Genomic DNA, 26,137 nt, shown 5'->3' on the forward strand with positions numbered 1-26,137 from the left:
CGATGGGGAATCGAGGCCTCGAACGGTCGAGCGGAACTCCCGCGCCCGCACTCATCCGGGCGGGGCGATGCCGGGTGGGATTCGCCGGGCGAGGCTGGGTGCGCCCGGCGCGGGCGAAAGGAGGCGAGGCCGACGATGGCTACCGCGCGGTACGAGGTCCGGGTGAACGGTCGCCTCTCGGAGCGTGCCCAAGGCGCGTTCTGCACGATGGACGTCCGTCCCGTCCCTCCACAGACGATCATGTTCGGGGAGCTGAGCGGGCAGTCCGACCTGTGTGATCTGCTCGCGCTCTGCAGCGCCATGGGGCTGGAGGTGGTCTCCCTGCAGCGTTTGCCGGGCTGACCGTGACTCGCTTCCATTCCGACTGCTGGGCGGTCACCCGCAGTGGATGAGGCGGTGGAGCCGGCATCGGATGCATGGGACGTGCTGGCGGAGATTCCCAACGGCTCGGCGGCGGCGCTGGTCCTGCTCGAGCGCAGGAGGCAGCGGAGCTGCACGCTCTCGAGACGCCCGCCGTCGGCGCCACGTCCGACGGGGCCGGTCCACCGTCAGTCCGCGAACCAGACCTCCGCGAGGTCCGCGGTGGCGAGACCCTGCTCGTGAGCAATCCGCGCGAGCGCCTCCGCCAGTCCGAGTGACAGCGCCACAGTGAAGTCGCAGAGTCCGGCCGGGCCCTCGTCCCGGGCGATCTGGTCCACCAGATTCCGCAGGACGGCCAGTCCTCGTTCGTAGCTGTGGTCGTCGGACAGCAATGCGCGCATGGCCTCGAGCACGTTCCGTTGGGAATGCGCTTCTGGGGGCGGGTGACTCACGCTCGTGCTCCTCGAGCCGACGGCGAGGGCGCCATGCCGCCCTCTCCCGGGTGGCCGTGGTGACTCTAGTCCGCGTGGATGAGCTGTTCTCCACCCCTCTGGACGGATGAGGACTCCGTTCGTGGGTACCCTGGGCCAGAGGTCCCGGAGCCGCGGAGTTGCGGCCACACGGTCGGAGCTAAGCCTAGGGTCGGGCCGCGGAGGAGCACCGCGTGAACGAGGACAGGACGGGCCGAGGCGAATCCGTCGACCTCTATACCCGAAGGCGGGCCTACGAGCTGGTACGAGCCGTGCTGTCCCACGACAACGACCAGGAGCAAGGAATATCCGCGGCGCGCAGCGTCGCTGCTGCCGTGCTCGCCGAGGCCGGAACCGACAGCGTGGCCGACGTCGCCGTCGATCTGTCGATGAGGCTCGCGTCTGCACTCGAACGGATCGCGGCCGACCAGGGGTTGGCCGCGGTCGACCTCGCCGAAGTGTGGTTCGTGGACTGAGCGCGACAGTTCAGCGGAGAATGCCGCGCTCGAAGGCCGCCGTCACCGCGGTCCGCCTGCTGCTCACCCTGAGCTTGCGGTAGATCATCCGCAGCCGAGCCTGCGCCTCATCGATCGGGACGTCCAGCTCGTCGGCGATCTGCTCCATCGACAGCGGTGACGAGAGCAGCGCGATCACCCGTCGCTCAGCAGCGTCGAGACGTGTGATCCGTCGATCTTGACGATGTCCTGCGGCGAGTGCTCGCGCTGCGAACGGCTCGGCCGCGGCGGAGCGGGCGATGTGGCTGCCGAGTAACTCGCGGGCTTCTGCCTCGGCCAGTGCGAACGGCCGTACGACGTCCAGCGACGCGCCTGAGGAGAGGGCGGTCCGCAGCGCGTGTCTTGCGGTGCGCACCTCGCCACCGGCGACGTCGATGCTGGCCTCCACCAGCAGCGCCTCGACGAAGGTGTGCGGCAGGACCGAGGGGACGGTGCCGGCGAGGATGGGCTCCACATCCGCTCGGGCGGACTGGCTCCGCCCAGCCGACAGCTCGTCCCATGCCCGCATGAGCAGCACTTCTCCCGGCATGCCAATGCGGTCGGAGAGCCAGTCGGCGACGGCGCGGGCGTCGTCCGGCCGGCCGAGCACGACCGCGGCGTGGTGTTCCAGCACCGCCAGTGAGGCTGCCTGCTCGGCGCTCAACGGGATCGCACCGAAGTCGGCCCTCGCTTGCTGCATCTGCTGCAGCCCCTCGTGATGCCGACCCGAGTCGAAGAGCGCTGCGCCGTGCACGGCCCGCAGTGCACACTCCAGGCGCGGCCGGAGCGCGGTCCCGCCTCGCTGCAGCCCTTCACTCGCGTAGCGGCGCGCCTCGGCCGGCTCTGCCCGCATCAGTGCGGAGTAGGCGAGCATCCATCGAGCGGTGGCCGACCAGGGCGACCGATCCCATCCGCGAGCGGCCGCAACCTCGAGTGCTCCGGTCGCGGCGGCCGTCATCGCCCGGTAGTTCCCAGCGACACCCGCGACCCCGGCGAGCAGCGCCGAGCACTGCATCTCGAGGTAGCGGAAGCCGTGCCGGCGGGCGAGCTCGAGCGCGTCCTCCAGCGCCGCGGAGGCCGCCGTCGGGTCAGCGTCGGTGAGCAAGCGCCGGCCGCCGACGCTCACGAGAGCCAGAGCACGCCACTCCGGGGCGTCGAACCGTCTCTGCTCCTCGTCGAGTGGGTGGGGATCGGCCGCGAGGTCGGCAGCGGATGCCGAGTCGAACAGTTCGGCGATGGAGCGGAGGACTGCGAGCCGGGGGTCGGGCTCGGTGGGGAACAGCTCGCCGGCGCGCCGGAGGTCGGCCTCGGCCCCCTTCGCGTCCCCGTCCTCGATGCGGATCAGCGCGGAGCACAGTGTGAGCCACGGATCGTCGGCGACGACTCGTTCGCCGAGTTCGGACAGTGCCCGGCGAAGCTCGCGGTGGTGGCCGGTCGCCATGAGCGCCGCCGCGCACCGATGCACCAGTTCGACGAGCAGTCGGTCGTCGGCTGCCCGGACGGCGTGGGCCGTCGCGGCGACGGGATCGCCCTGCGCCATCCACCATCGCGCCGCCCGGGCGTGGAGATCCGCATGCTCCTCCGTCGGCCTCGAATGCTCGGCCCGCAGGAGCGCCGCCACCAGCGGGTGGACGGTGAACGGCGCGGCAGTTGTGCGGACCGGCACGACGAGCCCTGTCTCATGGGCCAGCCGGTCCAGGAGCGGGCCTGCGTCCCGTCGGCCTGTGAGAGCGGCCGCCAACGCGGCGGGAATCGGTCCGCCAATGCTGATGGCCGACAGCACCTCCCGATCAGCGCCCGGGAGTGTGGCGAGAAGCTCGCCGACGAGGAAGTCGGCAGTTGGGCGAGTGTTCGTCGCGAACCGCTGCAGGAACTCGTGCGGATCGGCGCCGCCGCGCAGGGCGGCACCGCTCAGACGGATACCCTCGGGCGAGCCGTGGGTGCTGCCGTGTACCTCGTTGACCTGCGCAGGAGTCAGTCGAAGGCCCAAGCGGCGCAGGAGCGCACCGGCCTCCTCCACGGTGAAGCGCAGCTGGTCGACGCGAACCTCGCGCAGGTTGCCTCCGGATCGAAGCTCGCCCAGCGACAGCGGCGAGTCCGAGCGACTGCACACCAGCAGGCGCAGCCCGGCAGGCCGGGCGACCAGGAGCGACTCCAGACCCTTCAGCGTGGCTGGAGCGACGAGTTCGTGGACGTCGTGGAGGACCAGCGTGATCCGCACTGGCAGTGCGTCGATCGCCTCGACGACATCGGTCACGAACCCGGACCTGGCCCACGACGCGGGTGCCGCGCGGCAGAGCTCGTGGAGCCCGCTGTCCGCGGGCACGACGCGGCAGGCCTCGATGGCACTGAGGACAGTCAGCCAGAATCGGGCCGGGTCGTCGTCGGCCCGGTGAACGTCGGCCCAGGCGACCGCGGTACCCGCCGCGTCCGCAGACCGGGCCCAGTGCGCCAGCAGCGCGGTCTTACCGAATCCGGCCGGGGCGCAGACGAGCACTGCCCGGTCACCGCCGTCGTCATCCAGCGCGGCGAGCAGCCGTGGGCGAGGAACGAACGGCTCCGGGAGTACCGGAACCGACCTGCTCACGTCCGCAATCGGCACAATGCCCCCCTCCGGTCCCCCCGGGTTTCGCGTCAGGAAGAGTCGCTCCGATCGGAACGACCTGGGCTCCTCCCGTCGGTATGAAGCATGGACGATCGACTAAGGGGATACGGAGCTCCTTCCGTCGTGCACCGCATCGCGCCCGGCGTCTGCGTCGAGCGTGAGGTGGACAACCCACGCCGCGGGGCGCTTACCAGGCAGTCGGAGTGCACCTCCCGGGCAGCGCCAAGGGGACCGCCGCCCGCGGAAACGCCGTGCCGTCGCCATGGCCCCCTGCTGCGCTAGGGACGACCGAGTCAACTCGCGCCGCGACACGACGGCTAGAGCCATTCGTACTCTCCGCGCCAGGCCCACTCGGCGCAGTCCCGCGCTACGGCTGCTGATGCAGTTGTCGGGCGGTTCGCTACGCGCCGACACCGGGCGCCTGTCTGGCAGCCAGCAGCTCGACGAGCCGCGTGCCTGCGTAGCGGTCGCCGGCGTCGGCGAGCGCCTGCAGTTCGGCGACGGACGTGTGATCGCCGCGTTCGATGAGTAGGCGGACCAGCAGGGTCGCGGCGTAGCTGTTGCCGGCTTCCGCGCGGGCGCGAAGCTCCGTAGCCGCCTGCTCGTCGCCCTGGTAGAAGAGCAGCCCTACCAGTTGCTCTTCGGCATAGCCGTTACCGGCCTCGGCGTAGGTTCGCAGTTCCGGCACGGCCTCCGGATCGCCGGGGTCAATCAGCCACTCGACCACCAGGTCCTGCGCATAGCGATCCCCTCTGTGCGCTCGTGCCCGCACCGCCTGGGCCGTCTCAGGATCGCTCATCGCGACCAGGACCTCGGTCGCGTACTCGTCGCCGTGACCGGCGAGAGCCCTCAGTCCCGCCATGGCCTCGTCATCACCCCGGTCGACCAGTAGCTCGACCCGCCGTTCCGCTGCTGTCTCCTCCTCGAACTCGCGGATTCGCCCTCGGCGGCCTCCGCGCTCTTCCTGGGGGTTTGTCCGACTCGCCATCAAGTGGTCAGCCTTCGGCACCCTGGAACAGTGCGGATCACCTGCGCGAGGTGATTTGGCCCCGCCGCATGTCTCGGACGGGTTCGCCGAGCGCGCGCTCACCGCGGGTCGTCGCCGCGCGCGGCAGCGGCAGACGATCCTCAGCAAACGGGAGCTCACCGTGCTCAGGCTGCTCCCGCCGCTGTTGTCGCGGGACGAGATCGCCGACGACCTCGCACGGCCTGCTCACGACCAGCCTGCGCCAAGGATGACGGACGGACTGCGGTTTGGCGGTCACCCTCATCAGGTGAGGTGCTCGCAAGCCTCGGTGCCTAGCGTCCGGCCGACCCAGATCCCGTGAGACGGCGGGGTGGGAAGCCGCGCGACGTCGCACTACTGGGACGGAGGAACGATGAGCCCACCGGATAGGCGAGCCGAGCCGCGGGTCTTCGTCAACTCTGCCCGACTCTGGTCCGGCGGAGTGGCGACCGCGGTCGTGGCCGCGCTCGTCGCGCTGGTCGGCGTGCTGATCGGCAACGGCGCCCTGGACCTGAACATGACCGTGCCACCGCTGCTGCCGCTAGGCGGCTCGTTCGCCGTGAACTACGCGATCACCGCGGCCGTACTGGCGCTGGCCGCCACCGGGCTCGCACACCTGCTTGCGGTGACAGCGCCGCGTCCACACTCGTTCTTCGCCTGGATCGTCGGGCTCGCGACCGTGGTGGGGGTCGTGCTGCCGTTCGCCATCGGCGGCACGCTGAGCGGGAGCGTGGCGACTGCCGTCGTCGACCTCGTCATCGGTCTGTGCATCCTCAGCCTCATCTCGTCCGTCCTGTCGAGGACGACCCGGATCGGGTGGGGCAGCGAATTGACCGGCTGACAATGCCGACACTCGTACGGCCTGAATGCGCCGCGTCACCCGGTTCGGGCGAGGCGGACCGGGTCGCCGCAGTGGACGGCTCACGGCGACGACGGCCAGGAGGAGCCATGAGCGCACACGCGCCGGACGAAACAGCGGCGGTGCGGGGTCTCTCGCAGATCGCGGATTCGCCGGGCCTGCTGCTCGGCTCCGGAGCGCTGAGCGTCCTCATCGGCGTGCTCGTCCTCGCGTGGCCCGGCGCCACGATCGTGGTCATCGCGTGGCTGTTCGCGGTGCAACTGCTCGTCGCCGGCATGTTGCAGCTGGTGTCGGCCTTCTCGGCCGGCCGCGGACCCGGAGCTCGCGTGCTGTCCGTGATGCTCGGGGCGTTGTCGATCCTGGTCGGGTTGCTGTGCCTGCGGTCGACGTTGCAGACCGCGCTGCTCCTCGGGCTGGTCATCGGGGCGTTGTGGGTGGTGCAGGGCGTCGCCGGTGTCGTGAACGCCATCGGCTCGGAACGAGGGGCGGAACGCGGCTGGGGGATCGCCTCCGGCGTCCTGTCGGTGATCGGCGGTGCCGTCGTACTGGTCTATCCGGGCACGAGCCTCGCCGTTCTGACCTGGCTGTTCGGGATCGTGCTCGTGGTACTCGGCGCCGTGCTCGTCATGCAGGGCTTCGCGGCTCGACGCGCCTATACCGCTGACCCGGAGCAGGCCGGCGCGAACCCGGCGGGATCCGGCCCCTGAAGGAGGCACGCGCGGCGGGCTCGCCGTCCAATCCCACGACATCCGGGGCACGCTGCTGTAGTTGTGGTCGGAGTGCCAGATGTCGCCGTCCCAGACCCCCGAGCAGCGCCGGAGCTTCGTGATGCTGCAGATGTGACGATCGATCCCCGTCGCCCTGCTGCATCACCGCGTTCGCCGCCTGGCCGACGAGTCAGTCGCCCTTGACGAAGCTGTGGTAGACGCTCAGCAGAGCCGCCCGCTGTTCCGCTGACAGGCGCGGATCTGACCGGATGGCCTCCTCGGTGCTGCTGGCGCTCGGCGAAGCGGAGGTCGGTGACCCGGTGGCCCAGCCGGCCTGCCCGAGCAACTGCTCGGTGGACAGCTGCAGCGCGTCCGCGATCTTCTGCAGCACCTTGAGCGAGGGCTGGTGGAGCCCGCGCTCGACTTGACTCAGGTAGGCGTTGGACACGCTCGTCATCGCTGCCATCTCGCGCAGCGACAGCTTCGCGAGCTGGCGCTGTGCCCGGATGAACTCGCCAAGGGCGTTCATCGAGGCCGACCACCCGACCTCACGGGGGTCGGGGTCCTCACCGGCGGAGCTCATGCCTCCATCATGACGCCAGACGTTCGCCGGAACGGCACCGCATGGCCCAGAGGGGGCCTCACCGTGGCAGCAGGGGCGCGGGCACTGGCCGTCCCCCGCTCGCCGGTTGTGCGGCGGAGGGTATGGCGAGTTGGGTGGGACCGGCTACCGGCGAGGAGGTCTGCGGTGAAGCCGTTCGTCCTGAACCGGCACGGGCGGATCGTGATCCCGGCGACCTTCCTCGGTGCGCTCGACTTCTCCGCGATCGACACGCTCGAGCAGCTGACGAGCGTGATCGGGCGGGACTTCGAGGCGAAGGCGCCGACCGGCGCGGACATCCTCGCCCGCATCGAGTCCGCGGCCTACCCGAATCGGTTCGCGCTGCTGCGTGACCTCGGGCAGAACCTGTATTGGGTCAACCGATACGCGCTGCCGATGCTCGACAAACGCCCAACCCGCTGGCGCGACCTGCCGCGGGGGCGCGCCGACGTGTTCCTGCCCCTGCTCACGCCGTGGGAGGACGGCGATCGGAAGGTCGCGGCGGTGGAGCGCGCCTACGCCGAGCTACCCGCAGCGTGGGACACCGGGGCGGAGGATCGGATCTTCGCGCTGCTCTTCGACGTCTTCCGGCACAAGCGCCACCACGCCACCGAGCTGCCCCCGATCCCACTGACCGTCGCCGAGATGCTGGCCACGCCGGAGGCGCTGACCCTCGTCCTGCCCCACCACGACCCCGACTACCGGGTGTTCGGGCTCGACGAGATCATCGACGCCGCCGAGGACGTGCCCGAGCTCGAGGCGCTCACGCGGTGGGCGATGGTGCTGCACAACCAGCACCCCTGGGAACGGGCGGAGGCCGCGCTGCGCCCGGTCGGCGAGATCCGGGACGACGAGTTCGTGATCGCCCTGCATCCGCGTGACCGCGAGGTGGCGGCGTTCATCGATCGGGTGCGGGCGGCCGCGCGGCCGCGCCGGCCGCCATCGGTCGAGGCGGCGAGCGCGCCGCCCGTCGAGGCGCGGCCGCCTGTCCGGCCCTATCCGCCCCTGCGGGTGCGCGAGGTGTTCGGTGTGCTGCCGCGGCTCGAGGCGTTGTCCGTCGTTCGGGGGGAGCACATCTGCACGAACGCCGACGTCATCCGCAGCTCCAGCTTCTCCTGGTCGCCGATGAGCGCCGAGGAGATCAGAGCGAAGACCGGGATCGAGCAGCGGCGCTACTCCGTCCGCAGGATCGAGGAGCTGGCGTTCGATGCGGCGCAGGTGGCGTTGTCGCACGCGGGGCGGGCGCCGGAGGACATCGGCGCGGTGATCGTCGCCACCTGCACGAGCGACCGGCTGATCCCGTCGATCGCGTGCTGGCTCTCCGGCGAGCTGGGGATGCTGCAGACCCACGCGTCGGTCGATCTGGTCGCGGCCTGCGCCGGCCTGCCCTACGGCCTCGCGGAGGCGGTCCGGCTGCTGCAGGAGGTGCAGCGTCCGGTGCTGCTGGTCTGCGCCGAGAAGTTCTCCGACAAGATCGGCGCGATCCGGACGTCGCGCATGATCTTCGGTGACGGCGCGTCCGCGATCGTCGTCGGGCCTGCGGAGCCGGGCTCGGCCGGCGACGTGCACGTGCTGCAGACCTACGCCGGTGGGCCAGCGAGTGAGGTCAACTCGATCATCTGGCCGAACCCGGCGTTCGACAACGACGTCACCGTCTACGGCCCCGAGGTCAAGTCGCTGGTTCGGCGCTACCTGGACCAGATGATCTCCGAGCTCGGGGAGCAGCGCGACCCGGACGCGCCCGGCCGGTCGGTGCTGGACGGCATCGAGCTGATCGTCCCGCACCAGGCGAACAAGACGATGGTCGTGGACCTCGCCCGCAAAGCGGGCCTGGCCGCGGAGCAGCTCTACTTCAACATCGCCACTATGGGCAACGTGTCCGCCGCGAGCATCCCCATCGCATTGCACGACGCCGTCCGCGACGGCGTGATCCCCCGCCCGACCAGGGTGTTCGCCCCCGGTTTCGGTGCCGGCGCCGTTGGGGGCTATGCCGTCATGACGGTCGACCCTGCGATCGTTGCCCCAGAGTTCGAGACAGGCGCGGTGGCGGTGTCCCACCCGCTGCGGGCACCGGCGACGACCACGAGCGAGGATGTCCGCGTCGCGTTCGGCGAGTGACGGCGCGACGGTCAGTCGTCAGAGTGGTCGGTCCTGATCCACCCGCGGCTCGTGTCGTTCGGCCGGCTCGCCGTGATCGGATGGACGCAACCGGTACTCCATCTCCGGACGACCTGCGCCTCCATACCGAGCGCCGCGGACGACGATTCCGCATGCGTGGAGGTACTCGAGGTAGCGGCGCGCTGTGACGCGCGAGGTACCCGACGAGTCCGCGACCTCCACCGCAGACGCGCCGGTGGCGGGCCCTGCCTGCTCCAGTGCCGATACGACCGCGCGCAACGACTCGGGGCTGATGCCCTTGGGGAGGTCGTCGCCACCGATACCACCACGAGGCCCGCGCAGCAGTTGATCGATCTCGTGCTGGGCGAGACGGTGTTCGTCCTCGGGCAGCGCCGACCGGTACCGGTGATAACGCTCGAGCCTCTGCCGAACGGTCGCGAAGGTGAAGGGTTTGAGCAGGTACTGGGTTGCCCCGAAGGACGCGGCAGCCCGTACGACGGACAGGTCACGAGCGCGGGTCACGGCGACGACGTCGGCCATGTTGCCGGTCCAGCGCATCCGGCGGAGTACTTCCAGACCAGACATGTCCGGCAGATAGATGTCCATCATGACCAGGTCCACTCGGTCGCTCGACAACCGCTGCAGGGCTTCGGCGCCGGTCCGGACGTACCCCGCCACAGCGAAGCCCTTCACCTGCTCGACGTACCGCACGAGTGCCTCACCGGCAGTGGGCTCGTCCTCCACGACCAGAACCATGATCACTTCTGGCCTCCCTCGTCGTCCTGCACAATCCTCCGCCACGGAGGGCAGCAGGGCGACCCCGGCTGGCGGGAATCGGGGATGGGGGCACGCCCGACCAGCTCGCACGGCTGGTGGCCTCGATCAGATTCTGCGCTCCCGGATGAGCCCTTCTTGGACAACCGATATCGCCAGGTGACCGTCGCGACGGTAGATGTGGCCGCGCGCCAGACCCCGGGCCCCTGACGACGCGGGTGCCTCCTGCACGTAGAGCAGCCAGTCGTCGGCACGGAACGGCGCGTGGAACCACATGGCGTGGTCGAGGCTCGCTCCCGTGACGGTGTCCTCGGCCCATGCCAGGCGCTGGGCGAGCAGCACGGAGTCGAGCAGCGTCATGTCGCTTGCGTAGGCCGCGGCACACACGTGCAGCAGGGGATCGTCCGGCAGCGGACCGGACGCGCGCATCCAGACCATCGTGCTGGTGTCGGTCGGCGCCTCCGGGTCACGCGCCGCCCACGGTGGGTCGCCGATGTAGCGCACCTCGATCGGCCGCGGCCGGAGCCAGCGGGCCGGAACCCGATCACCGAACTCGCGGAGGCGCTCCTGCCACAAGGGCACGCTCTCGGGAGGTGGTGCGTCCGGCATCGTGAACTGGTGCTCGGCGCCGTCCTCGACGATGTGGAACGACGCGGACAGCGTGAAGATCGCACGCCCGTGCTGAACGGCAACGACGCGGCGGGTGCTGAAGGAGCGCCCGTCACGGATCCGGTCGACGGTGTAGACGATCGGGATGCTGGGATCCCCGGGACGCAGGAAGTAGGCGTGCAGCGAATGCACCGGGCGCCCCTCCGGCACCGTGCGGCCCGCCGCGACAAGTGCCTGGCCTGCGACCTGACCCCCGAACACACGCTGGAGGTCCTCGTCGGGACTCAGTCCCCGGAAGATGTCCACCTCGAGTTGTTCGAGGCTGAGGATGTCCGTGATCAGCGGTGGCGGCTGTTCGTCCACGAGTTCGTCGATCTCGTGCGCTGTCCCGGTCACCGGGGAACCCTCCTGGCCTGAGCTTGGGCGTAGAGCCGGCCGGCCCGGTAGGACGAGCGCACCAGCGGCCCGGCCATCACGCCCGCGAAGCCGATCTCCTCGGCGGTCTTCGAGTGCTCGACGAACTCCTCGGGCTTGACCCAGCGCTCCACCGGGTGGTGGCGGGCGGAGGGGCGCAGGTACTGGGTGATCGTGATGATCTCGCAGCCGGCTTCGTGCAGGTCGTGCAGCGCGGCGGTGACCTCGTCGGGGGTCTCGCCCATGCCGAGGATCAGGTTCGACTTGGTGACCAGTCCCGCCGACCGCGCCTTGGTGATTACCTGCAGGGAGCGGTCGTAGCGGAACGCGGGACGGATCCGCTTGAAGATCCGCGGCACCGTCTCGAGGTTGTGCGCGAGCACCTCGGGGTGTGCGCCGAACACCTCGGCGAGCTGGTCGTCCTTCGAGTTGAAGTCGGGGATCAGCAGCTCGACGCCGGTGCCGGGGTTGAGTTTGTGGATCTGGCGGACGGTCTCGGCGTAGAGCCACGCACCGCCGTCCTCGAGGTCGTCGCGGGCGACGCCGGTGACGGTGGAGTAGCGCAGCCCCATGGTGCGCACGGATTCGGCGACGCGCCGGGGCTCGTCGCGGTCGAGCTCGGCGGGCTTGCCGGTGTCGATCTGGCAGAAGTCGCAGCGGCGGGTGCATTGCTCGCCCCCGATGAGGAAGGTGGCCTCCCGGTCCTCCCAGCATTCGTAGATGTTGGGGCAGCCGGCCTCCTCGCACACGGTGTGCAGGCCGCCGGAGCGTACGAGCGATTTGAGCTCGGTGTACTGGGGTCCGGTGCGGGCCTTCGTACGGATCCACGGCGGCTTGCGCTCGATCGGGGTCTCGCTGTTGCGGACCTCCAAGCGCAGCAGCTTGCGACCGGACGCCGTGCTACTCATCCGGCCGCCTCCGGTTCGCTCCAGCTCAACGCCGCGCTCGTCGGATCGGCACGCCACCGCAGCGGCGACGGGCCTGACCCGGTGGGCAGGGCCCCCTGGGTCGAGGCGAGCTGGCGGGACAGGCCGCGCGCGGCGACGACCAGGAGGGGACGGGCGTCGTGCAGTGCGTGCTCGAGGTCGTCGACCGCGAGCTCGAGCGCCCCCACGACACCGCCTTGGGGGCCGAACACCGGCACGGCGACAGCGCACTCACCCTTTCGCAGTTCCCATCGAGAGGTGGCCATTCCCTTCCTCCTGGCCGCCGCGAGAGCCGCGTGCAACTGCCACACCGTGGTGAGCGTCTGCGGTGTGTACGAGGGGAGCCCGCGATCGGCCACCTCCTGCACGACAGGCGGCGGAGCATGCGCCAGCAATGCCTTGCCCAGGGCGGTGGCGTGCGCCGGCAGGATCGCCAGGCCCGACGAACACCGAGCGCCTCCCGGGCCGGCAGCACGCTCGAGGTAGGAGACGCCGAGCTCGTTCCACACCCCGAACCGTGCTCTGGACCCGGATGCGATCCCCAGGTCCTCCAGGACCAGGCTCACCTGCGAACGTGCGTGCGCGGCCCGTTCCCACGACCCGACGAGACCTCGCAGCGCGCGGCAGACCGTGTAGGCGCCGTCGCCGTTGCGCACCAGGAGCCGGCCTTCGACGAGCTCGCCCAGTAGCCGGTGGGTCGTGGAAACGGGGAGACCCGTCCGGCGTGCGACGTCGGTCAACGTCAGGCCGGGTCCACCGGAGACCTCCAGCACGATGGCGGCGATCTTTCCCGAGGCGGAGCGCCGCCGCCCGGTGACGGCGCTCCCCGCCTCAGGCCTCATGCCGTGGCCTCACATGTACTGCCCGCCGTTGACGGAGTAGACCTGCCCCGTGATGAAGGCGGATTCCGGATCGGCGAGGAACTCGACGACCCGCGCGACCTCGTCGGCGTCGCCGAGGCGTCCCACCGGGATCTTGGCGACGACCTTGTCCAGGGCCTCCTTCGGGACGGCGGCGACCATCTCGGTGGCGATGTAGCCGGGGGCCACCGAGTTGACGGTGATGCCCTTGCGGGCGGTCTCCTGGGCGAGGCTCATCGTCAGCCCGAACAGGCCGGACTTCGCCGCGGCGTAGTTGGCCTGCCCGATGTTGCCGGACTCGCCGATGATCGAGCTGATGTTGATGATCCGGCCGGAACCGCGGTCGAGCATGTGCTGCAGCACCGCTCGGATCAGGTAGAACGCCCCTGAGAGGTTGACGTGGACGACCCGGTCCCAGTCCTCCACCGACATCTTGCGCACGGTCTTGTCCGCGGTGATGCCGGCGTTGTTGACCAGGATGTCGAGGCGACCGTGGGTCTCGCAGACCTCTCTGATCACCCGCTCGCAGTCCTCGTGGGACCCGATGTTGCCCTGGTGCGCCGTGGAGCCGGGGTGCTGCTCGCAGAAGCGGTCCGCCGCCTCCTTGTCCCGGGAGTAGCCGGCCGCCACCGTCACGCCCCGCGCGGCGAGCCGATCGCTGATCGCCGCACCGATGCCCCGGATCCCACCGGTCACGAGCGCGACCTGCCCCGTCATGTCTGCCATGGAAGAGTCCTTTCGGGTTGGTGGTTCCGGGTCAGGACGACACGCGCAGGACGAGGGCCTCGCCCTGGCCGCCGCCGCCGCACAGGCCGGCGGCGCCGACCCCGCCGCCGCGGCGGCCGAGCTCGAGCGCCAGGTGCAGGGCGAGGCGGGCGCCGGATGCCCCGACCGGGTGGCCCATGGCGATCGCTCCGCCGTTGACGTTGACGATGTCGGGGCTGATGCCGAGGTCGCGCATCGACTGGATGGCCACCGATGCGAACGCCTCGTTGATCTCGAACAGGTCCACGTCGCCCGGCGCGAGGCCTTCGCGCCCGAGCGCCTTCGCGATCGCGTTGGAGGGCTGGGACAGCAGCGACGGGTCCGGGCCTGCGACGACGCCGTGGGCGCCGATCTCGGCGAGGATCGGGGCGCCGAGCTCCTCGGCCTTGGCCCGGCTCATGACGATGACGGCGGCGGCGCCGTCGGAGATCTGGGAGGCCGAGCCCGCGGTGACGGTGCCGTCGGCCGCGAACGCCGGACGGAGCTTCGCCAGGCTCTGGGCGGTGGTGTCGGCGCGCACGCCCTCGTCCTCGCTGACCACCAGGGGGTCGCCCCTGCGCTGCGGCACCTCGACCTTGACGATCTCGTCCTCGAACAGACCGTTCTTCCCGGCGGCGGTGGCGCGCTGGTGCGACATCGCCGCGAACTCGTCCTGCTCCTCGCGGGTGAGGTTCTTCGCCTTGTTGTAGTAGTCGGTCGCGGCGCCCATGCCGAGCTCGTCGAACGCGCAGAACAGGGCGTCGTGCGCGGTCGCGTCGATCAGCTTGGCGTCGCCGTAGCGGTAGCCGGAGCGCGCGCCCGGCTGCAGGTACGGGCCGCTCGTCATGGACTCCATGCCGCCCGCCACGACCACGTCGAACTCGCCGTAGCCGATGAGCTGGTCGGCCATCGCGATCGCGTTCAGCCCGGACAGGCACACCTTGTTGACGGTGAGCGCGGGTACGGACATCGGGATGCCGCCCTTGACGGCGGCCTGCCGGGCGGTGATCTGACCCGCGCCAGCCTGGATGACGTGACCCATGATCACGTAGTCGACCTGGTCGCCGCTGATCCCGGCCCTGCTCATGGCCTCCTTGATCGCGAAGCCGCCCAGATCCATGGCAGAGAAGTTCTTCAGCGCCCCGGAGAGCTTCCCGATCGGGGTGCGGGCACCGCCGACGATGACTGATCCTGACATGACGAACCTTCCTGCTGGGTCTTCAGATGACTTCGATGCGCGGGTACTCGGGCCGCCACATGGCCTCGTGCACCTGCTGGATCGGATCGGTGACCGGTTTCTGCGCGACCCCGTCCTCGGTAGCGGCGACGGCGACCGCGACCCCGACGGCGGCCGACACCTGGCGGAGGTCGTCCACCGGCGGCAGCAGTGGGGAACCGGGCCTGGTGGCGTCGGAGAGCGACGCGACGGCGTCGGCGACCGCGGCCAGCATCCGGTCGGTGATCCGGCTGGCGCGCGCAACGGTGACCCCGAGCCCGAGGCCGGGGAAGACGAGCGCATTGTTGGCCTGGCCGATCTGATAGCGCACGTCGCCGTGCGGCACCGGATCGAACGGGCTCCCGGTGGCGATCAGTGCTCGGCCGTCGGTCCACCGGATGAGGTCCTCGGGCACGGCCTCGCAGTTGGACGTGGGGTTCGACAGCGGCATGATGATCGGCCGCGTCACGTGCTGGGCCATCTCGCGGACGATGGCCTCGGTGAACGCACCACCCTGGGTCGAGGTCCCGATCAGCATCGTCGGGCGGGCCCGCGCGACGACGTCGGCCAGCCTGATGCCGTCGGAGCCCGGGCTCGCCCATCCGGCGACCTCGGCGGTCGGACGGGCGTAGGGGACCTGGAAGTCGTACAGCTTGTCGGCGCGGTCCTCGGTGAGCAGGCCGGACCGGCCCAGCGCCCAGAACCGCCGGGTGGCCTCCTCGTGGGAGAGCCCCTCCCGGACCATCTGATCACGCATCACGTCGGCGATGCCGATGCCGGCGGTGCCGGCGCCGTGGATGACCACGCGCTGGTCACGCAATCGGGTTCCGGACGCCTTCACGGCCGCGACGGCCCCGGCCAGCACGACGGCCGCGGTGCCCTGGATGTCGTCGTTGAAGGTGCAGACCTGGTTGGCGTACCGCTCCAGGATGCGGCGCGCGTTGCTGGTGCCGAAGTCCTCCCAGTGCAGCATCGCGTGCGGGAAGAGCTTCGTGACCGCGGTGACGTACGCGTCGATCAGGTCGTCGTAGCGCTGGTCGCGCACGCGGGCGTGCCGCACGCCGAGGTACATGTCGTCGTTGAGCAGCTGGAGGTTGTCGGTGCCCACGTCCAGCACCACCGGGAGCACCCGCCGCGGATGGATGCCCGCCGCCGCGGTGTAGAGCGCGAGCTTCCCGATGGAGATCTCGATGCCGCCGATTCCCTGGTCGCCGATGCCGAGGATGCCCTCGGAGTCGGTGGCGACGAGCAGGTCGACGTCGTCGGGGCCCAGCCCTGCATTGACCAGCGAGGCCTCGACGTCCTCCGGGTGGTCGACGGACAGGTAGACGGCCCTGCGCGGCCGGCGGAACTCGTTGCTGAACCGCTGGATCGCAAGCCCGACGGTCGGCGTGTAGACGACGGGCAGCATCTCCGAGATGTGCTCCGACAGCAGCCGGTAGAACAGCACCTCGTTGCGGTCCCGCAGGTTGGCCAGGTACACCCAGCGGCGCAGGTCGGTCGTCTGCGCCTTGTACTGCGCGTAGACCCGCCGGAGCTGGCCGTCGAGGGTCGAGACGCCCGTGGGCAGCAGCCCGACGAGCCCGAGCTGGTGGCGTTCCTCGTTCGTGAACGCGGTGCCCCGGTTGATGGTCGGCGAGGAGAGCACGGCCGTTCCCCTCGCGCGGACGCGGGCGACGATCCCCTCGTCGGTCCGTACGAGCTCGTAGGCGTCCTCGGCCATGTCCTTCCCTCCCGGGCGGGTCACTTCTTCGGCTTCTTCGGCATGTACAGGTCGGTGATCGTTCCTTCGAACGCCTCGGCCGCCATGGCGACGGTCTCCGACAAGGTCGGGTGCGGGTGGATCGTGAGCCCGATGTCGGCGGCATCCGCGCCCAGCTCGATGGCCAGCGCCGCCTCGGCGATGAGGTCGCCCGCATTGGGGCCGACGATCCCGCAGCCGATCAGGCGGCCCGTGGACTCGTCGAACAGGACCTTGGTCATCCCCTCGTCGCGCCCGAGCGACAGCGACCGGCCGCTGGCCATCCACGGGAAGACGCCCTTGCCGTACTTGACTCCCGCAGCCTTGGCCTCGTTCTCCGTGACGCCGACCCAGGCGACCTCAGGGTCGGTGTAGGCGACCGACGGGATGACGGTCGCGTCGAAGTAGCTGTTGTGGCCCGCGGTGACCTCGGCGGCGACCTTGCCCTCGTGCGTGGCCTTGTGCGCCAGCATCGGCTGTCCGACGACGTCGCCGATCGCGAAGATGTGCGGCAGGTTGGTGCGCAGCTGCTTGTCGACCTTGATGAAGCCCCGCTCGTCGACCAGCACTCCCGCGTTCTCGGCGCCGATCACCCGGCCGTTGGGCCGACGCCCGACGGCGACGAGGACCTTGTCGAACACGGCGGTCTCCGGGGCGGTGCCGCCCTCGAAGCGCACGGTGAGCCCGTCCGGTCCCGCCTCGACGGCGGTCACCTTGGTCTTCAGCCAGATGGCCTCGTACTGCTTGGTGATCCGCTTGGTCAGCGGCTTGACGATGTCGGCGTCCGCACCGGGGATCAGCTGGTCCATGAGCTCGACGACGCTCACCTTCGAGCCCAGCTCGTGGTAGACGGTGGCCATCTCCAGCCCGATGATCCCGCCGCCGAGCACGAGCAGCCGCTCCGGAACCCCGTCGAGCTCCAATGCGCCGGTGGAGTCGATCACCCGCGGGTCGTCGTGCGGGACGAACGGCAGCGTCACCGGCTCCGACCCGGCCGCGATGATCGCCTGGTCGAAGCTCACGGTCTTCGTCGAGCCGTCCGCGGCGGTCACCTCGACCTGGTTCATCGAGGTGAAGACGCCGGTCCCGACCATCGTGGTGACCTTGCGTTGCTTCGCAAGGCCGGTCAGGCCCCCGGTCAGCCGGGAGACCACGCCGTCCTTCCAGCTCCGCAGCGCGTCGACGTCGATCGTCGGGGCGGTGAACGACACGCCGTGCGCCGACATCTCCTTGGTCTCGGCGATCACCTTCGCCGCGTGCAGCAGCGCCTTCGACGGGATGCAGCCCACGTTGAGGCAGACCCCGCCCATCGGGCCCCGGCTGTCGACGAGGACGACCTGTTTGCCCAGGTCGGCCGCCCGGAAGGCCGCGGTGTAGCCGCCCGGACCGGCCCCGAGCACGAGGACCTCGGCGTGGACGTCGCCGCGCGCCGTGGACGGCGGGCGCGCGGCCGGTGCCGCGACCTCGGCGACCGGCGCCCGCTCCCCGGTCTGCAGGTCGAGGATCGGAGTACCGGCGGAGACCGTGTCGCCGACTCCCACCTTGACCGCGGCCACGGTGCCCGCCGCCGGAGCGGGGACGTCCATGGTCGCCTTGTCGGACTCCAGCGTGAGCAACGGATCCTCGGCGGCCACGGTGTCGCCCACGGCGACGTGCACCTCGATCACCGGCACGTTGTCGAAGCTGCCGATGTCGGGGACCGTGACCTCGATCTGGTCGTACACCCCGCTGGGCGAGCCCCAGTCGGCCGGACCTTGCGCCTGGGGATGTCCGCCTTCGTGCACGCGCTCCTTCGGCGGCGTACCCGGCGCCCCGGCGGCGTCGATCACCACGATGACGCTGCCCTGGGACAGCTGGTCGCCCACCGCGACCCGCAGCTCGGCGACCGTGCCGGCGACCGGCGCCGGCACGTCCATCGTCGCCTTGTCCGACTCGAGCGTGATCAGCGGGTCGTCGACGGCGACGACATCGCCGGGCGCGACGTGGATCTCGATCACCGGCACGTCGTTGAAATCGCCGATGTCCGGAACCTGGATCTCCTGGGAGGTCACAGCAGCAGCCTCCGGTCGTCCTCCAGCAGATGGCACAGGTGCCGGGTGAACCGGGCGGCGAGCGCCCCGTCGATCACCCGGTGGTCGTAGGACACCGCGAGCGGCAGGATGTTGCGCGGCACGAACTCCGTGCCGTTCCAGACCGGCTTCATGGCCGACCGGACCACGCCGAGGATGGCGACCTCCGGCGCGTTGACGATCGGGGTGAACCCGGTGCCGCCGATGCCGCCGAGGCTGGAGATCGTGAACGTGCCGCCCTGCATGTCGCCGGGGGCGAGCTTGCCGTCGCGGGCCTTGGCCGAGATCGAGCCGAACTCGCGGGACAGCTCGATGATCCCCTTGCGGTCGGCGTCCTTCACGACCGGGACGACCAGGCCGTCCGGGGTGTCCACCGCGATGCCGATGTTGTAGTAGCCCTTGAGGATCAGGCTGTCCTTCTCCGGCGCCAGCGAGCTGTTGAACTCCGGGAACTTCTTCAGCGCGGCCACGCACGCCTTGACCAGGAACGCCAGCAACGTCACGCGGTAGGGGTCCTTCTCGCCCTTCGCGGCGGTGTCGAGCTCCTTGCGGTAGCGGTCGAGCTCGGTGATATCGGCCTCGTCGTGGTGGGTCACGTGCGGGACGTTCAGCCATGACCGGTGCAGGAACGGCCCGGAGACCTTCTTGATCCGGCTCAAGGGCTTCGTCTCGACCGGACCGAACTTCGAGAAGTCTTGGGCGGGGATCTCCGGGATTCCCGTCCCCGCGGCCGCGGGCGCCGCGGCCGGCGCCGCTGCCGGGCCCTTCATGAACGCCAGCAGGTCCTGCTTGGTGATCCGGCCCTTCGGGCCGGTGGCGCCGACCTCGGCGAGGTCGATGCCCAGCTCGCGGGCCATCCGCCGCACGCTCGGCCCCGCGTGCATGCCGGGCGGGGCGCCGCCCGGGGCCGCGGGCGGCGCTGCGGGTGACGCGGGTGCCGCGACCGGTGCTCGAGCCGCCGCAGGCGGCGGTTCCTGCTGCTCCACCAGCGACGGTGGGGTGGTGACCGCCCCGTCCCCGGGCTGCAGGAGCAGGATCGGGCTGCCCTCGCTCACTGTGTCGCCGACCTTGACCAGCACCTCGGCCACCGACCCCGATGCGGGCGCGGGGACGTCCATGGTGGCCTTGTCCGACTCCAGGGTGACCAGCGGATCTTCGGCGTTGACCTTGTCGCCCGGATTGACGTGTACCTCGATGATGGGGACGTCGTCGAAACTGCCGATGTCCGGCACCTTGACCTCGGTCGGGGCTGTCATGTTTTCGGCTCCTCCTCGATCTGAACCGGGTCGTCAGGCGCGCGCGGGCTCGGTCTTGTCCGGGTCGATGCCGTACTTGGCGATGGCATCGGCGGCGGTGGACGCCGGGACGGTGCCGTCCGCCGCAAGCGACGAGAGCGCAGCGAGGACGACGTGGTGGCGGTCGACCTCGAAGTGGCTGCGCAGGGCGCGCCGGTAGTCCGACCGGCCGAATCCGTCGGTGCCCAGCACGGTGTAGCGCCGCTGCACATCGGGGCGGATCTGCTCGGCATAGGCGCGCATGTAGTCGGTGGCGGCGACCACCGGCCCGTCCGGGCGCCCGCCGAGCGACTCTTCGACGAAGCTCCGCCGCGGTTCCTCGGTGGGGTGCAGCATGTTCCACCGCGTCGCGGCGATGCCGTCGCGGCCGAGCTCGGTGAAGCTGGGGCAGCTCCAGACGTCGGCGGCGACGCCGAAGTCCTGCTCGAGCAGCTCGGCGGCCGCGATCACCTCGCGCAGGATCGTGCCGCTGCCGAGCAGCTGTACCCGCGGGGCCGTCTTACGTCCCTTTTTCGCGGCCTGCCCCTCCCGGAACAGGTACATCCCCCGCAGGATGCCTTCCCGAACCTCGTCCTCCCGGCCCTCCGGCATGCCGGGGTGCGGGTAGTTCTCGTTCATGACGGTGAGGTAGTAGAAGACGTCCTCCTGCTCGGCGTACATGCGCCGCAGGCCGTCCTGGACGATCACCGCGACCTCGTGGCCGAAGGTCGGGTCGTAGGAGACGCAGTTGGGGATGGTGGCCGACAGCAGGTGGCTGTGGCCGTCCTCGTGCTGGAGCCCCTCCCCGTTGAGCGTGGTGCGCCCCGCGGTGCCGCCGACGAGGAACCCGCGGGCCCGGGAGTCGCCTGCCGCCCAGGCCAGGTCGCCAACCCGCTGGAACCCGAACATCGAGTAGTAGACGTAGAAGGGGATCATCGGCGTATCGGACACGCTGTAGGAGGTGGCCGCCGCGATCCAGGAGGACATCGCCCCCGCCTCGTTGATCCCCTCCTGGAGGACCTGGCCGGACTTGTCCTCCTTGTAGAACATCAGCTGCTTCGCGTCCTCGGGCTGGTAGAGCTGCCCGACCTGGGAGAAGATCCCGAACTGGCGGAACATCCCCTCCATCCCGAAGGTGCGTGACTCGTCGGGGACGATCGGCACGATGTGACGGCCGATCGCCTTGTCCCGCAGCAGCGTGGTCAGGACCCGGACGAACGCCATGGTCGTGGAGATCTCGCGATCGCCGGTGGGTTTGAGCACGGCGTCGAACGCTGACAGCTCCGGCACCGGAAGGGGCCGGGACGTCCGGCGGCGGGCGGGCAGCGAGCCGCCCAGCGCGGCCCGCCGCTCCTGCAGGTAGGCCTGTTCCCGGCTGCCCTCGGGCAGCTTCACGAACGGCACCTCGGCGATGCGCTCGTCGGGCACGTCGATGCCGAAGCGGTCGCGGAACGCGCGCAGCACGTCCTCGCCCATCTTCTTCTGCTGGTGCGTGATGTTCTGGCCCTCGCCGGCCTCGCCCATCCCGTAGCCCTTGACCGTCTTGGCCAGGATCACCGTCGGCTGGTCGGTGTGGTGCACCGCCGAGTGGTACGCGGCGTAGACCTTCGACGGGTCGTGCCCGCCGCGGGTGAGGGCCCAGATCTGGTCGTCGGACATGTCGGCGACCAGGTCGAGCAGCTCGGGATACTTGCCGAAGAAGTGCTGGCGGACGTAGGCGCCGTTCTTGGACTTGAAGTCCTGGTACTCGCCGTCGACGCACTCCTCCATGCGCTTCAGCAGCAGCCCGGACTTGTCCGCCGCGATCAGCGGGTCCCAGCTGGAGCCCCAGATCACCTTCAGCACGTTCCACCCGGCGCCGCGGAAAATGCCCTCCAGCTCCTGGATGATCTTCCCGTTGCCGCGGACCGGGCCGTCGAGGCGCTGCAGGTTGCAGTTCACGACGAAGATCAGGTTGTCGAGCCGCTCCCGGCCGGCCAGCGAGATGGCGCCCAGCGACTCCGGCTCGTCCATCTCGCCGTCGCCGAGGAACGCCCACACGTGCCGGTTGGCGGTCTCGGCCAGCCCGCGGTTCTGCAGGTACTTGAGGAACCGCGCCTGGTAGATCGCCATCAGCGGGCCGAGCCCCATCGACACCGTGGGGAACTGCCAGTAGTCGGGCATCAGCCACGGGTGCGGGTACGACGACAACCCGCCACCGCCGACCTCCTGCCGGAAGCGCAGCAGCTGCTCCTCGGACAGCCGGCCTTCCAGGAAGGAGCGGGCATAGATGCCGGGGGAGGAGTGTCCCTGTACGAACACCAGGTCGCCGCCGTGCCCGTCGGACGGGGCGTGCCAGAAGTGCTGGAACCCCGTGTCGTAGAGGGTGGCGGCCGACTGGAAGCTCGCGATGTGCCCGCCGAGCTCCGAGGACTCCTTGTTGGCCCGCAGCACGATCGCCACCGCGTTCCATCGGACGAGCGAGCGGATCCGGTGCTCGATCTCGCGGTCACCCGGGTGCCGCGGCTCCTTGTGCGGCGGGATCGTGTTCAGGTAGGGCGTGTTCGCCGAGTACGGGACCGGCGCGCCGCCCCGACGGGCCTCGCCGATCAGCTCCTCGAGCAGGAACCCCGCGCGGTCCGCTCCCTCGAACTCCAGCACCGAGTCGAACGCGTCGCGCCACTCGCGGGTCTCCACCGGATCCAGATCGCCGAGCATCTGCTGTCTCTTCCCCTTCTGCGAACCCCGAGGGCGTGCGGATCGAGTCGTGTGTCAGGCGTGGTGTGCTCCCTCGCCGTGATGAGCGGCGACCGGGTGCCCCGGCAGCGCGCGTTCGTGCAGCTCGGGCGGCTCCTCGTCGTCGATCATGGTCATCTCGTCGAACGGGTCCTCGCCGCTGAGCACGCGGTTGGCCTGATCCGGGTCGAACTCGCCGACCCACTTGCCGATCAGCACGGTGGCGACGGCGTTGCCGGAGAAGTTGGTGACCGCGCGGGCCTCGGACATGAACCGGTCGATGCCGACGATCAGTCCGACGCCCTCGACGAGGTCGGGGCGGTGGGCGCCGAGACCGCCCGCGAGGGTGGCCAGGCCGGCGCCGGTGACACCCGCGGCACCCTTCGACGCGATGATCATGAAGAGCAGCAGGGAGATCTGCTCGCCGATCGACAGCGGCGTGCCCATCGCCTCGGCGATGAACAGCGAGGCCATCGTGAGGTAGATCGCCGTCCCGTCCAGGTTGAACGAGTAGCCGGTGGGCACCGTGATGCCGACGACCGGCCGGGAGACGCCGAGGTGCTCCATCTTCGCGATCAGCCGCGGCAACGCCGACTCCGACGACGAGGTGGAGACGATGAGCAGGTACTCGCGGGTCAGGTAGCGGATCAACGAGAAGATGCTCATCCCGGCGCCGAAGCGCAGGATCACGCCGAGGACGACGACGATGAAGATCAGACAGGTGATGTAGAAGGCGAGCATGATCTGCCCGAGTGCGGCGAGGGCGGCCCAGCCGGTCTCGCCGACCACCGCCGCGATGGCGCCGAAGGCGCCGATCGGCGCCAGCCACATGATCATCGAGAGGACCCGGAACACGAGCCGCTCGAAGTGCTTGATGCCGCGCAGGATCGCCTGGCCGGACTGGCCGAGGGCCTGCACGGCGAACCCGATGAGCAGCGCCACGAACAGGGTCTGGAGCACGGACTCCCCGACCAGGGGCGACACCAGCGTGGTCGGGATGATCCCCAGCAGGAACTCGGTGGTCGACTCCGCCTCCGCCGCGGGCGCGTTCCCGCGAATCGCGGCGAGGTTCATGCCCGCCCCCGGCTCGAGCAGGTTGCCGACGATCAGCCCGATGACCAGGGCGAACGTCGACATGACGATGAAGTAGAGCAACGCCAACCCGCCGACCTTGCCGACCTTCGCCGCCTGGCGGATCGAGCCGACGCCGAGCACGATCGTGCAGAAGATGACCGGGCTGATCATCATCTTGATCAGGTTGACGAACCCGGTGCCGACCGGCTTGAGCGCCTTCCCCACGTCCGGCGCCAGGATGCCGACGGCGATGCCGAGGACCACCGCGACGATCACGGCGACGTAGAGGTAGTGGGTGCGATCACGCCGCGCTGAGGCGTGCTGGGCGGTGGCTGAATCGGACATGAGCCCTAGCCCTCCCGGAACCGACGACCTTGTCGGTGTTGCGTAACGAAGCCGTAACTCCGGGAAGCATGCGCTGGCGTGTGGCGCAGGTCACGATTGTGTTCATTCTGTCCACGCGGCAGACGGGTGGTCCTCGGCGCGGAGCGGCCCACCGAAACGCCGACGACCCCGCAGGCCGGTTGGCCTTCGGGGTCGTCGGGGTCTTGCGGTGCGGTTGTGCTGTGCGTCAGCTCTTGGTGCGCGGCGCGCGGGCCGGCTTGGCGGCCTCGGTGCTCGCCTCGGTCGCCTCCGCCACGTTCTCGGCGGCCTCCACCGTCTGCGCCGAGACCTTCCGCGCGGTGCGCACGGCCTGCTCGGTGACGGCCTCGGTGGCCTGGGCGCTCGCATTCAGAACGGTGTGTGCGAGCTGGCGCTGGGCGGCCAGCACCTTCTCGGCCGCGTCGAAGGCCTGGTCGACGCTGCTGTCGACGAAGGCGCGCAGGTCGGGCAGCTTGTCCGGGCCGCCGGCCGCGAACGAGCCAGTGGCACTCTGCACGGCGTCGGCCCATGTGCGGACGGCAGTGGCGACCGCCTCCTGACCGCGGCGGGTCAGGTCCAGGATCTGCTCGGTCGGTGCGGTCATCGGTTCTCACTCCCATGGATTGGCGATGCGATAACCAAACTAGGCACGAGCGTTAAGTATGTCAATCAGCGCTGGTCGTGACGCTCGTCTCGGCGCCGCTGGCCGAGCCAGCAGTTGCGCAGCCGAATCCGCGCCTTACCGTTACCGGCGGGTAGGCGCGACCACGGGGGTCGCGGCCGGCACCAGGAGGTCGTCCATGACCAGCTCCCCTCCGCGCTCCCACACCCAGCACATGGCGTTCCTCGCCGGAGCGGCCGCGGTCAACGCGGTGCACAGCCTCGCCGAGATCACCCGCGCGAGCGGCAACCTGTTCGCGGGCACGCTCGCAGGCACGGCGACCCGCGCCGCCCACCCGGTCGGCCTTGTCACCCACGGCGTCCGGTGGGTGGGCACCATGGCGCAGCGCCGGCAGCCCGAGTGGCACCTGCCGCACCGCACCGTGCTCCGTACGCCGTTCGCGCACGTCCACGACTTCTCGCCCGCAGGCGCCGACCATGGTGTCGTGCCGACGCTCGTGCTGCCCCCGCAGGCCGGCCACTCCTCGCACGTGGTCGACTTCGCTCCCGGCCAGAGCCAGCTCGCCGTGATCCTCGACGCCGGCCTCACCCGGCTGTACGCCATGGAATGGCGGGCCGCCACCGCTGAGACCCGGGATGTGACGATCACCGACTACCTCGATGTCGTGGATCGCGCGATCGTGCTGGCCGGTGGGCGGGTCAACCTCGTCGGCGACTGCCAGGGCGGCTGGCTCGCGGCCATCTACGCCGCGCTGCACCCCGAGCGGGTCCACACGCTGACCCTCGCAGGCGCTCCGATCGACTTCCACGCAGGCGAGTCGGTGATCGCCGCATCCACCAGGGTTCTCACGCATGGGCTGGGCATGGCGCCCTACCGCGCCCTGGTGGCCCTGAACGGCGGCAACATGTCCGGCCGCGCGGTGCTCGCGAACTTCATCGCGATGCAGCCGCAGGCGGAGATCGGGCGCCAGCTGCAGCTGCTCGCGCACCTCGACGACCCCGCGCACGTCGAGCGCTACCGGGTGTTCGAGGACTGGTTCAAGCACACCCAGGACATCCCCGGCGCGTTCTACCTGTGGCTCGTCGAGCACCTGTTCCACGGCAACGAGCTGATCGACGGGCGGCTCATCGTCGCCGGCTGTCGCGCCGATCTCGCGAACATCACCTGCCCGCTGTTCCTGCTCGCCGGCGCCCGTGACCACATCACCCCGCCACCGCAGCTCTTCGCCGCAGCAGATGTGGTGGGCACCCCGCCGAGTGACGTCGTGCAGCGGACCGCGGAGGGCGGGCACCTCGGGCTGTTCACCGGCAGCCGGGCGCTGGAGGACGACTGGCCGGTCCTGATGGCCGACGTGTACGCCCACAGCACCAGCGGGCTGGCGCGCGGGGCCTAGATGCGTCCGGTGGTCGAGTAGGGCCGGCGCCCAGCTCTCCCGGTGGTCGAGTAGGGCCGGCGCTCCAGCGCCGGCCCGTATCGAGACCACCACCCCGTAGACCGGCATGTGGTCTCGATACGC

21 protein-coding genes and 1 pseudogene are annotated in these 26,137 nt (G+C 70.3%); 6 read left to right on the forward strand and 16 right to left on the reverse strand.

What is annotated here, in order from left to right:
- The first annotated feature begins 135 nt into the window (after window positions 1-135).
- The gene (locus K1T35_RS17750) at window positions 136-342 is read left to right on the forward strand and encodes a hypothetical protein (RefSeq protein WP_220261238.1); all 207 of its coding nucleotides are present in this window, start codon (window positions 136-138) and stop codon (window positions 340-342) included.
- Between the two features lie 206 nt (window positions 343-548).
- Here the strand turns inward: K1T35_RS17750 and K1T35_RS17755 are convergent, their stop codons facing one another.
- Window positions 549-812 (reverse strand): hypothetical protein, encoded by a 264-nt coding sequence (locus K1T35_RS17755; protein ID WP_220261239.1) that lies wholly within the window; start codon window positions 810-812, stop codon window positions 549-551.
- Window positions 813-1,024: 212 nt separating this feature from the next.
- On the opposite strand from K1T35_RS17755, the gene K1T35_RS17760 reads away from it, so the two are divergent.
- A complete protein-coding gene (locus K1T35_RS17760) occupies window positions 1,025-1,306 on the forward strand; it encodes a hypothetical protein (protein WP_220261240.1) in 282 nt (93 codons plus the stop codon).
- Between the two features lie 10 nt (window positions 1,307-1,316).
- On the opposite strand, the gene K1T35_RS17765 is transcribed toward K1T35_RS17760, so the two are convergent.
- Entirely contained in the window at window positions 1,317-3,911 is a 2,595-nt protein-coding gene (locus K1T35_RS17765; protein ID WP_220261241.1) for a hypothetical protein, read from the reverse strand.
- A gap of 418 nt (window positions 3,912-4,329) precedes the next feature.
- On the reverse strand, window positions 4,330-4,938 hold the full coding sequence (locus K1T35_RS17770; RefSeq protein WP_220261242.1) for a hypothetical protein: 609 nt from the start codon (window positions 4,936-4,938) through the stop codon (window positions 4,330-4,332).
- Window positions 4,939-5,308: 370 nt separating this feature from the next.
- Here K1T35_RS17770 and K1T35_RS17775 point away from each other — a divergent pair, with 370 nt between their 5' ends.
- Both K1T35_RS17775 and K1T35_RS17780 read left to right on the forward strand, forming a co-directional pair.
- The gene (locus K1T35_RS17775) at window positions 5,309-5,776 is read left to right on the forward strand and encodes a DUF6069 family protein (RefSeq protein WP_220261243.1); all 468 of its coding nucleotides are present in this window, start codon (window positions 5,309-5,311) and stop codon (window positions 5,774-5,776) included.
- Window positions 5,777-5,883: 107 nt separating this feature from the next.
- Complete coding sequence (locus K1T35_RS17780) at window positions 5,884-6,501, forward strand: HdeD family acid-resistance protein (protein ID WP_220261244.1); 618 nt, start codon at window positions 5,884-5,886, stop codon at window positions 6,499-6,501.
- A 190-nt stretch (window positions 6,502-6,691) separates the two neighbouring features.
- Here the strand turns inward: K1T35_RS17780 and K1T35_RS17790 are convergent, their stop codons facing one another.
- Complete coding sequence (locus tag K1T35_RS17790; RefSeq protein WP_220261245.1) at window positions 6,692-7,084, reverse strand: helix-turn-helix domain-containing protein; 393 nt, start codon at window positions 7,082-7,084, stop codon at window positions 6,692-6,694.
- A gap of 165 nt (window positions 7,085-7,249) precedes the next feature.
- Between K1T35_RS17790 and K1T35_RS17795 the strand changes: the two genes are divergently transcribed.
- On the forward strand, window positions 7,250-9,220 hold the full coding sequence (locus K1T35_RS17795; protein WP_220261246.1) for a 3-oxoacyl-[acyl-carrier-protein] synthase III C-terminal domain-containing protein: 1,971 nt from the start codon (window positions 7,250-7,252) through the stop codon (window positions 9,218-9,220).
- Between the two features lie 18 nt (window positions 9,221-9,238).
- Here K1T35_RS17795 and K1T35_RS17800 read toward each other — a convergent pair whose 3' ends face one another.
- The 12 genes and pseudogenes from K1T35_RS17800 to K1T35_RS17855 form a co-directional block, all read right to left on the reverse strand.
- On the reverse strand, window positions 9,239-9,976 hold the full coding sequence (locus tag K1T35_RS17800) for a response regulator (protein WP_370645399.1): 738 nt from the start codon (window positions 9,974-9,976) through the stop codon (window positions 9,239-9,241).
- Window positions 9,977-10,102: 126 nt separating this feature from the next.
- On the reverse strand, window positions 10,103-10,978 hold the full coding sequence (locus K1T35_RS17805; protein ID WP_255622605.1) for an acyl-CoA thioesterase II: 876 nt from the start codon (window positions 10,976-10,978) through the stop codon (window positions 10,103-10,105).
- 29 nt (window positions 10,979-11,007) lie between these two features.
- Window positions 11,008-11,925, reverse strand: a pseudogene (gene lipA / locus K1T35_RS17810) (lipoyl synthase); the annotation flags it as partial.
- Window positions 11,922-12,785, reverse strand: coding sequence for an IclR family transcriptional regulator (locus K1T35_RS17815; protein WP_220261249.1), 864 nt, complete (start codon window positions 12,783-12,785; stop codon window positions 11,922-11,924). The pseudogene lipA and the gene K1T35_RS17815, both read right to left, overlap by 4 nt.
- Before the next feature lie 9 nt (window positions 12,786-12,794).
- Window positions 12,795-13,529, reverse strand: a complete 735-nt coding sequence (locus tag K1T35_RS17820) for a beta-ketoacyl-ACP reductase (protein WP_220261250.1) — start codon at window positions 13,527-13,529, stop codon at window positions 12,795-12,797.
- A 31-nt stretch (window positions 13,530-13,560) separates the two neighbouring features.
- The gene (locus K1T35_RS17825; protein WP_220261251.1) at window positions 13,561-14,745 is read right to left on the reverse strand and encodes an acetyl-CoA C-acetyltransferase; all 1,185 of its coding nucleotides are present in this window, start codon (window positions 14,743-14,745) and stop codon (window positions 13,561-13,563) included.
- Between the two features lie 22 nt (window positions 14,746-14,767).
- On the reverse strand, window positions 14,768-16,510 hold the full coding sequence (locus tag K1T35_RS17830; RefSeq protein WP_255622103.1) for an NAD-dependent malic enzyme: 1,743 nt from the start codon (window positions 16,508-16,510) through the stop codon (window positions 14,768-14,770).
- Entirely contained in the window at window positions 16,507-18,555 is a 2,049-nt protein-coding gene (gene lpdA / locus K1T35_RS17835; protein WP_370645401.1) for a dihydrolipoyl dehydrogenase, read from the reverse strand. Before lpdA ends, K1T35_RS17830 begins: the two co-directional genes overlap by 4 nt.
- Window positions 18,552-19,829, reverse strand: a complete 1,278-nt coding sequence (gene aceF, locus K1T35_RS17840; RefSeq protein ID WP_220261252.1) for a dihydrolipoyllysine-residue acetyltransferase — start codon at window positions 19,827-19,829, stop codon at window positions 18,552-18,554. Before aceF ends, lpdA begins: the two co-directional genes overlap by 4 nt.
- A 33-nt stretch (window positions 19,830-19,862) precedes the next feature.
- Complete coding sequence (gene aceE / locus K1T35_RS17845) at window positions 19,863-22,544, reverse strand: pyruvate dehydrogenase (acetyl-transferring), homodimeric type (protein WP_220261253.1); 2,682 nt, start codon at window positions 22,542-22,544, stop codon at window positions 19,863-19,865.
- Between the two features lie 54 nt (window positions 22,545-22,598).
- Window positions 22,599-23,981 (reverse strand): cation:dicarboxylate symporter family transporter, encoded by a 1,383-nt coding sequence (locus tag K1T35_RS17850; RefSeq protein ID WP_220261254.1) that lies wholly within the window; start codon window positions 23,979-23,981, stop codon window positions 22,599-22,601.
- 226 nt (window positions 23,982-24,207) lie between these two features.
- Window positions 24,208-24,603, reverse strand: a complete 396-nt coding sequence (locus tag K1T35_RS17855) for a hypothetical protein (protein WP_220261255.1) — start codon at window positions 24,601-24,603, stop codon at window positions 24,208-24,210.
- A gap of 196 nt (window positions 24,604-24,799) precedes the next feature.
- Here K1T35_RS17855 and K1T35_RS17860 point away from each other — a divergent pair, with 196 nt between their 5' ends.
- Window positions 24,800-26,014, forward strand: coding sequence for an alpha/beta fold hydrolase (locus K1T35_RS17860; RefSeq protein ID WP_220261256.1), 1,215 nt, complete (start codon window positions 24,800-24,802; stop codon window positions 26,012-26,014).
- Window positions 26,015-26,137 lie beyond the last annotated feature (123 nt).

The sequence above is a fragment of the Pseudonocardia sp. DSM 110487 genome (assembly GCF_019468565.1).
Classification (GTDB): Bacteria; Actinomycetota; Actinomycetes; order Mycobacteriales; family Pseudonocardiaceae; genus Pseudonocardia.

Coding starts and splice junctions, on each gene's coding strand:
- K1T35_RS17820 (WP_220261250.1), bottom strand. CDS start 13,529: ATGGCAGACATGACGGGGCAGGTCGCGCTCGTGACCGGTGGGATCCGG.
- K1T35_RS17780 (WP_220261244.1), top strand. CDS start 5,884: ATGAGCGCACACGCGCCGGACGAAACAGCGGCGGTGCGGGGTCTCTCG.
- K1T35_RS17825 (WP_220261251.1), bottom strand. CDS start 14,745: ATGTCAGGATCAGTCATCGTCGGCGGTGCCCGCACCCCGATCGGGAAG.
- K1T35_RS17750 (WP_220261238.1), top strand. CDS start 136: ATGGCTACCGCGCGGTACGAGGTCCGGGTGAACGGTCGCCTCTCGGAG.
- K1T35_RS17850 (WP_220261254.1), bottom strand. CDS start 23,981: ATGTCCGATTCAGCCACCGCCCAGCACGCCTCAGCGCGGCGTGATCGC.
- aceE (WP_220261253.1), bottom strand. CDS start 22,544: ATGCTCGGCGATCTGGATCCGGTGGAGACCCGCGAGTGGCGCGACGCG.
- K1T35_RS17860 (WP_220261256.1), top strand. CDS start 24,800: ATGACCAGCTCCCCTCCGCGCTCCCACACCCAGCACATGGCGTTCCTC.
- K1T35_RS17800 (WP_370645399.1), bottom strand. CDS start 9,976: ATGGTTCTGGTCGTGGAGGACGAGCCCACTGCCGGTGAGGCACTCGTG.
- K1T35_RS17855 (WP_220261255.1), bottom strand. CDS start 24,603: ATGACCGCACCGACCGAGCAGATCCTGGACCTGACCCGCCGCGGTCAG.
- aceF (WP_220261252.1), bottom strand. CDS start 19,829: ATGACAGCCCCGACCGAGGTCAAGGTGCCGGACATCGGCAGTTTCGAC.
- K1T35_RS17775 (WP_220261243.1), top strand. CDS start 5,309: ATGAGCCCACCGGATAGGCGAGCCGAGCCGCGGGTCTTCGTCAACTCT.
- K1T35_RS17815 (WP_220261249.1), bottom strand. CDS start 12,785: ATGAGGCCTGAGGCGGGGAGCGCCGTCACCGGGCGGCGGCGCTCCGCC.
- K1T35_RS17790 (WP_220261245.1), bottom strand. CDS start 7,084: ATGAGCTCCGCCGGTGAGGACCCCGACCCCCGTGAGGTCGGGTGGTCG.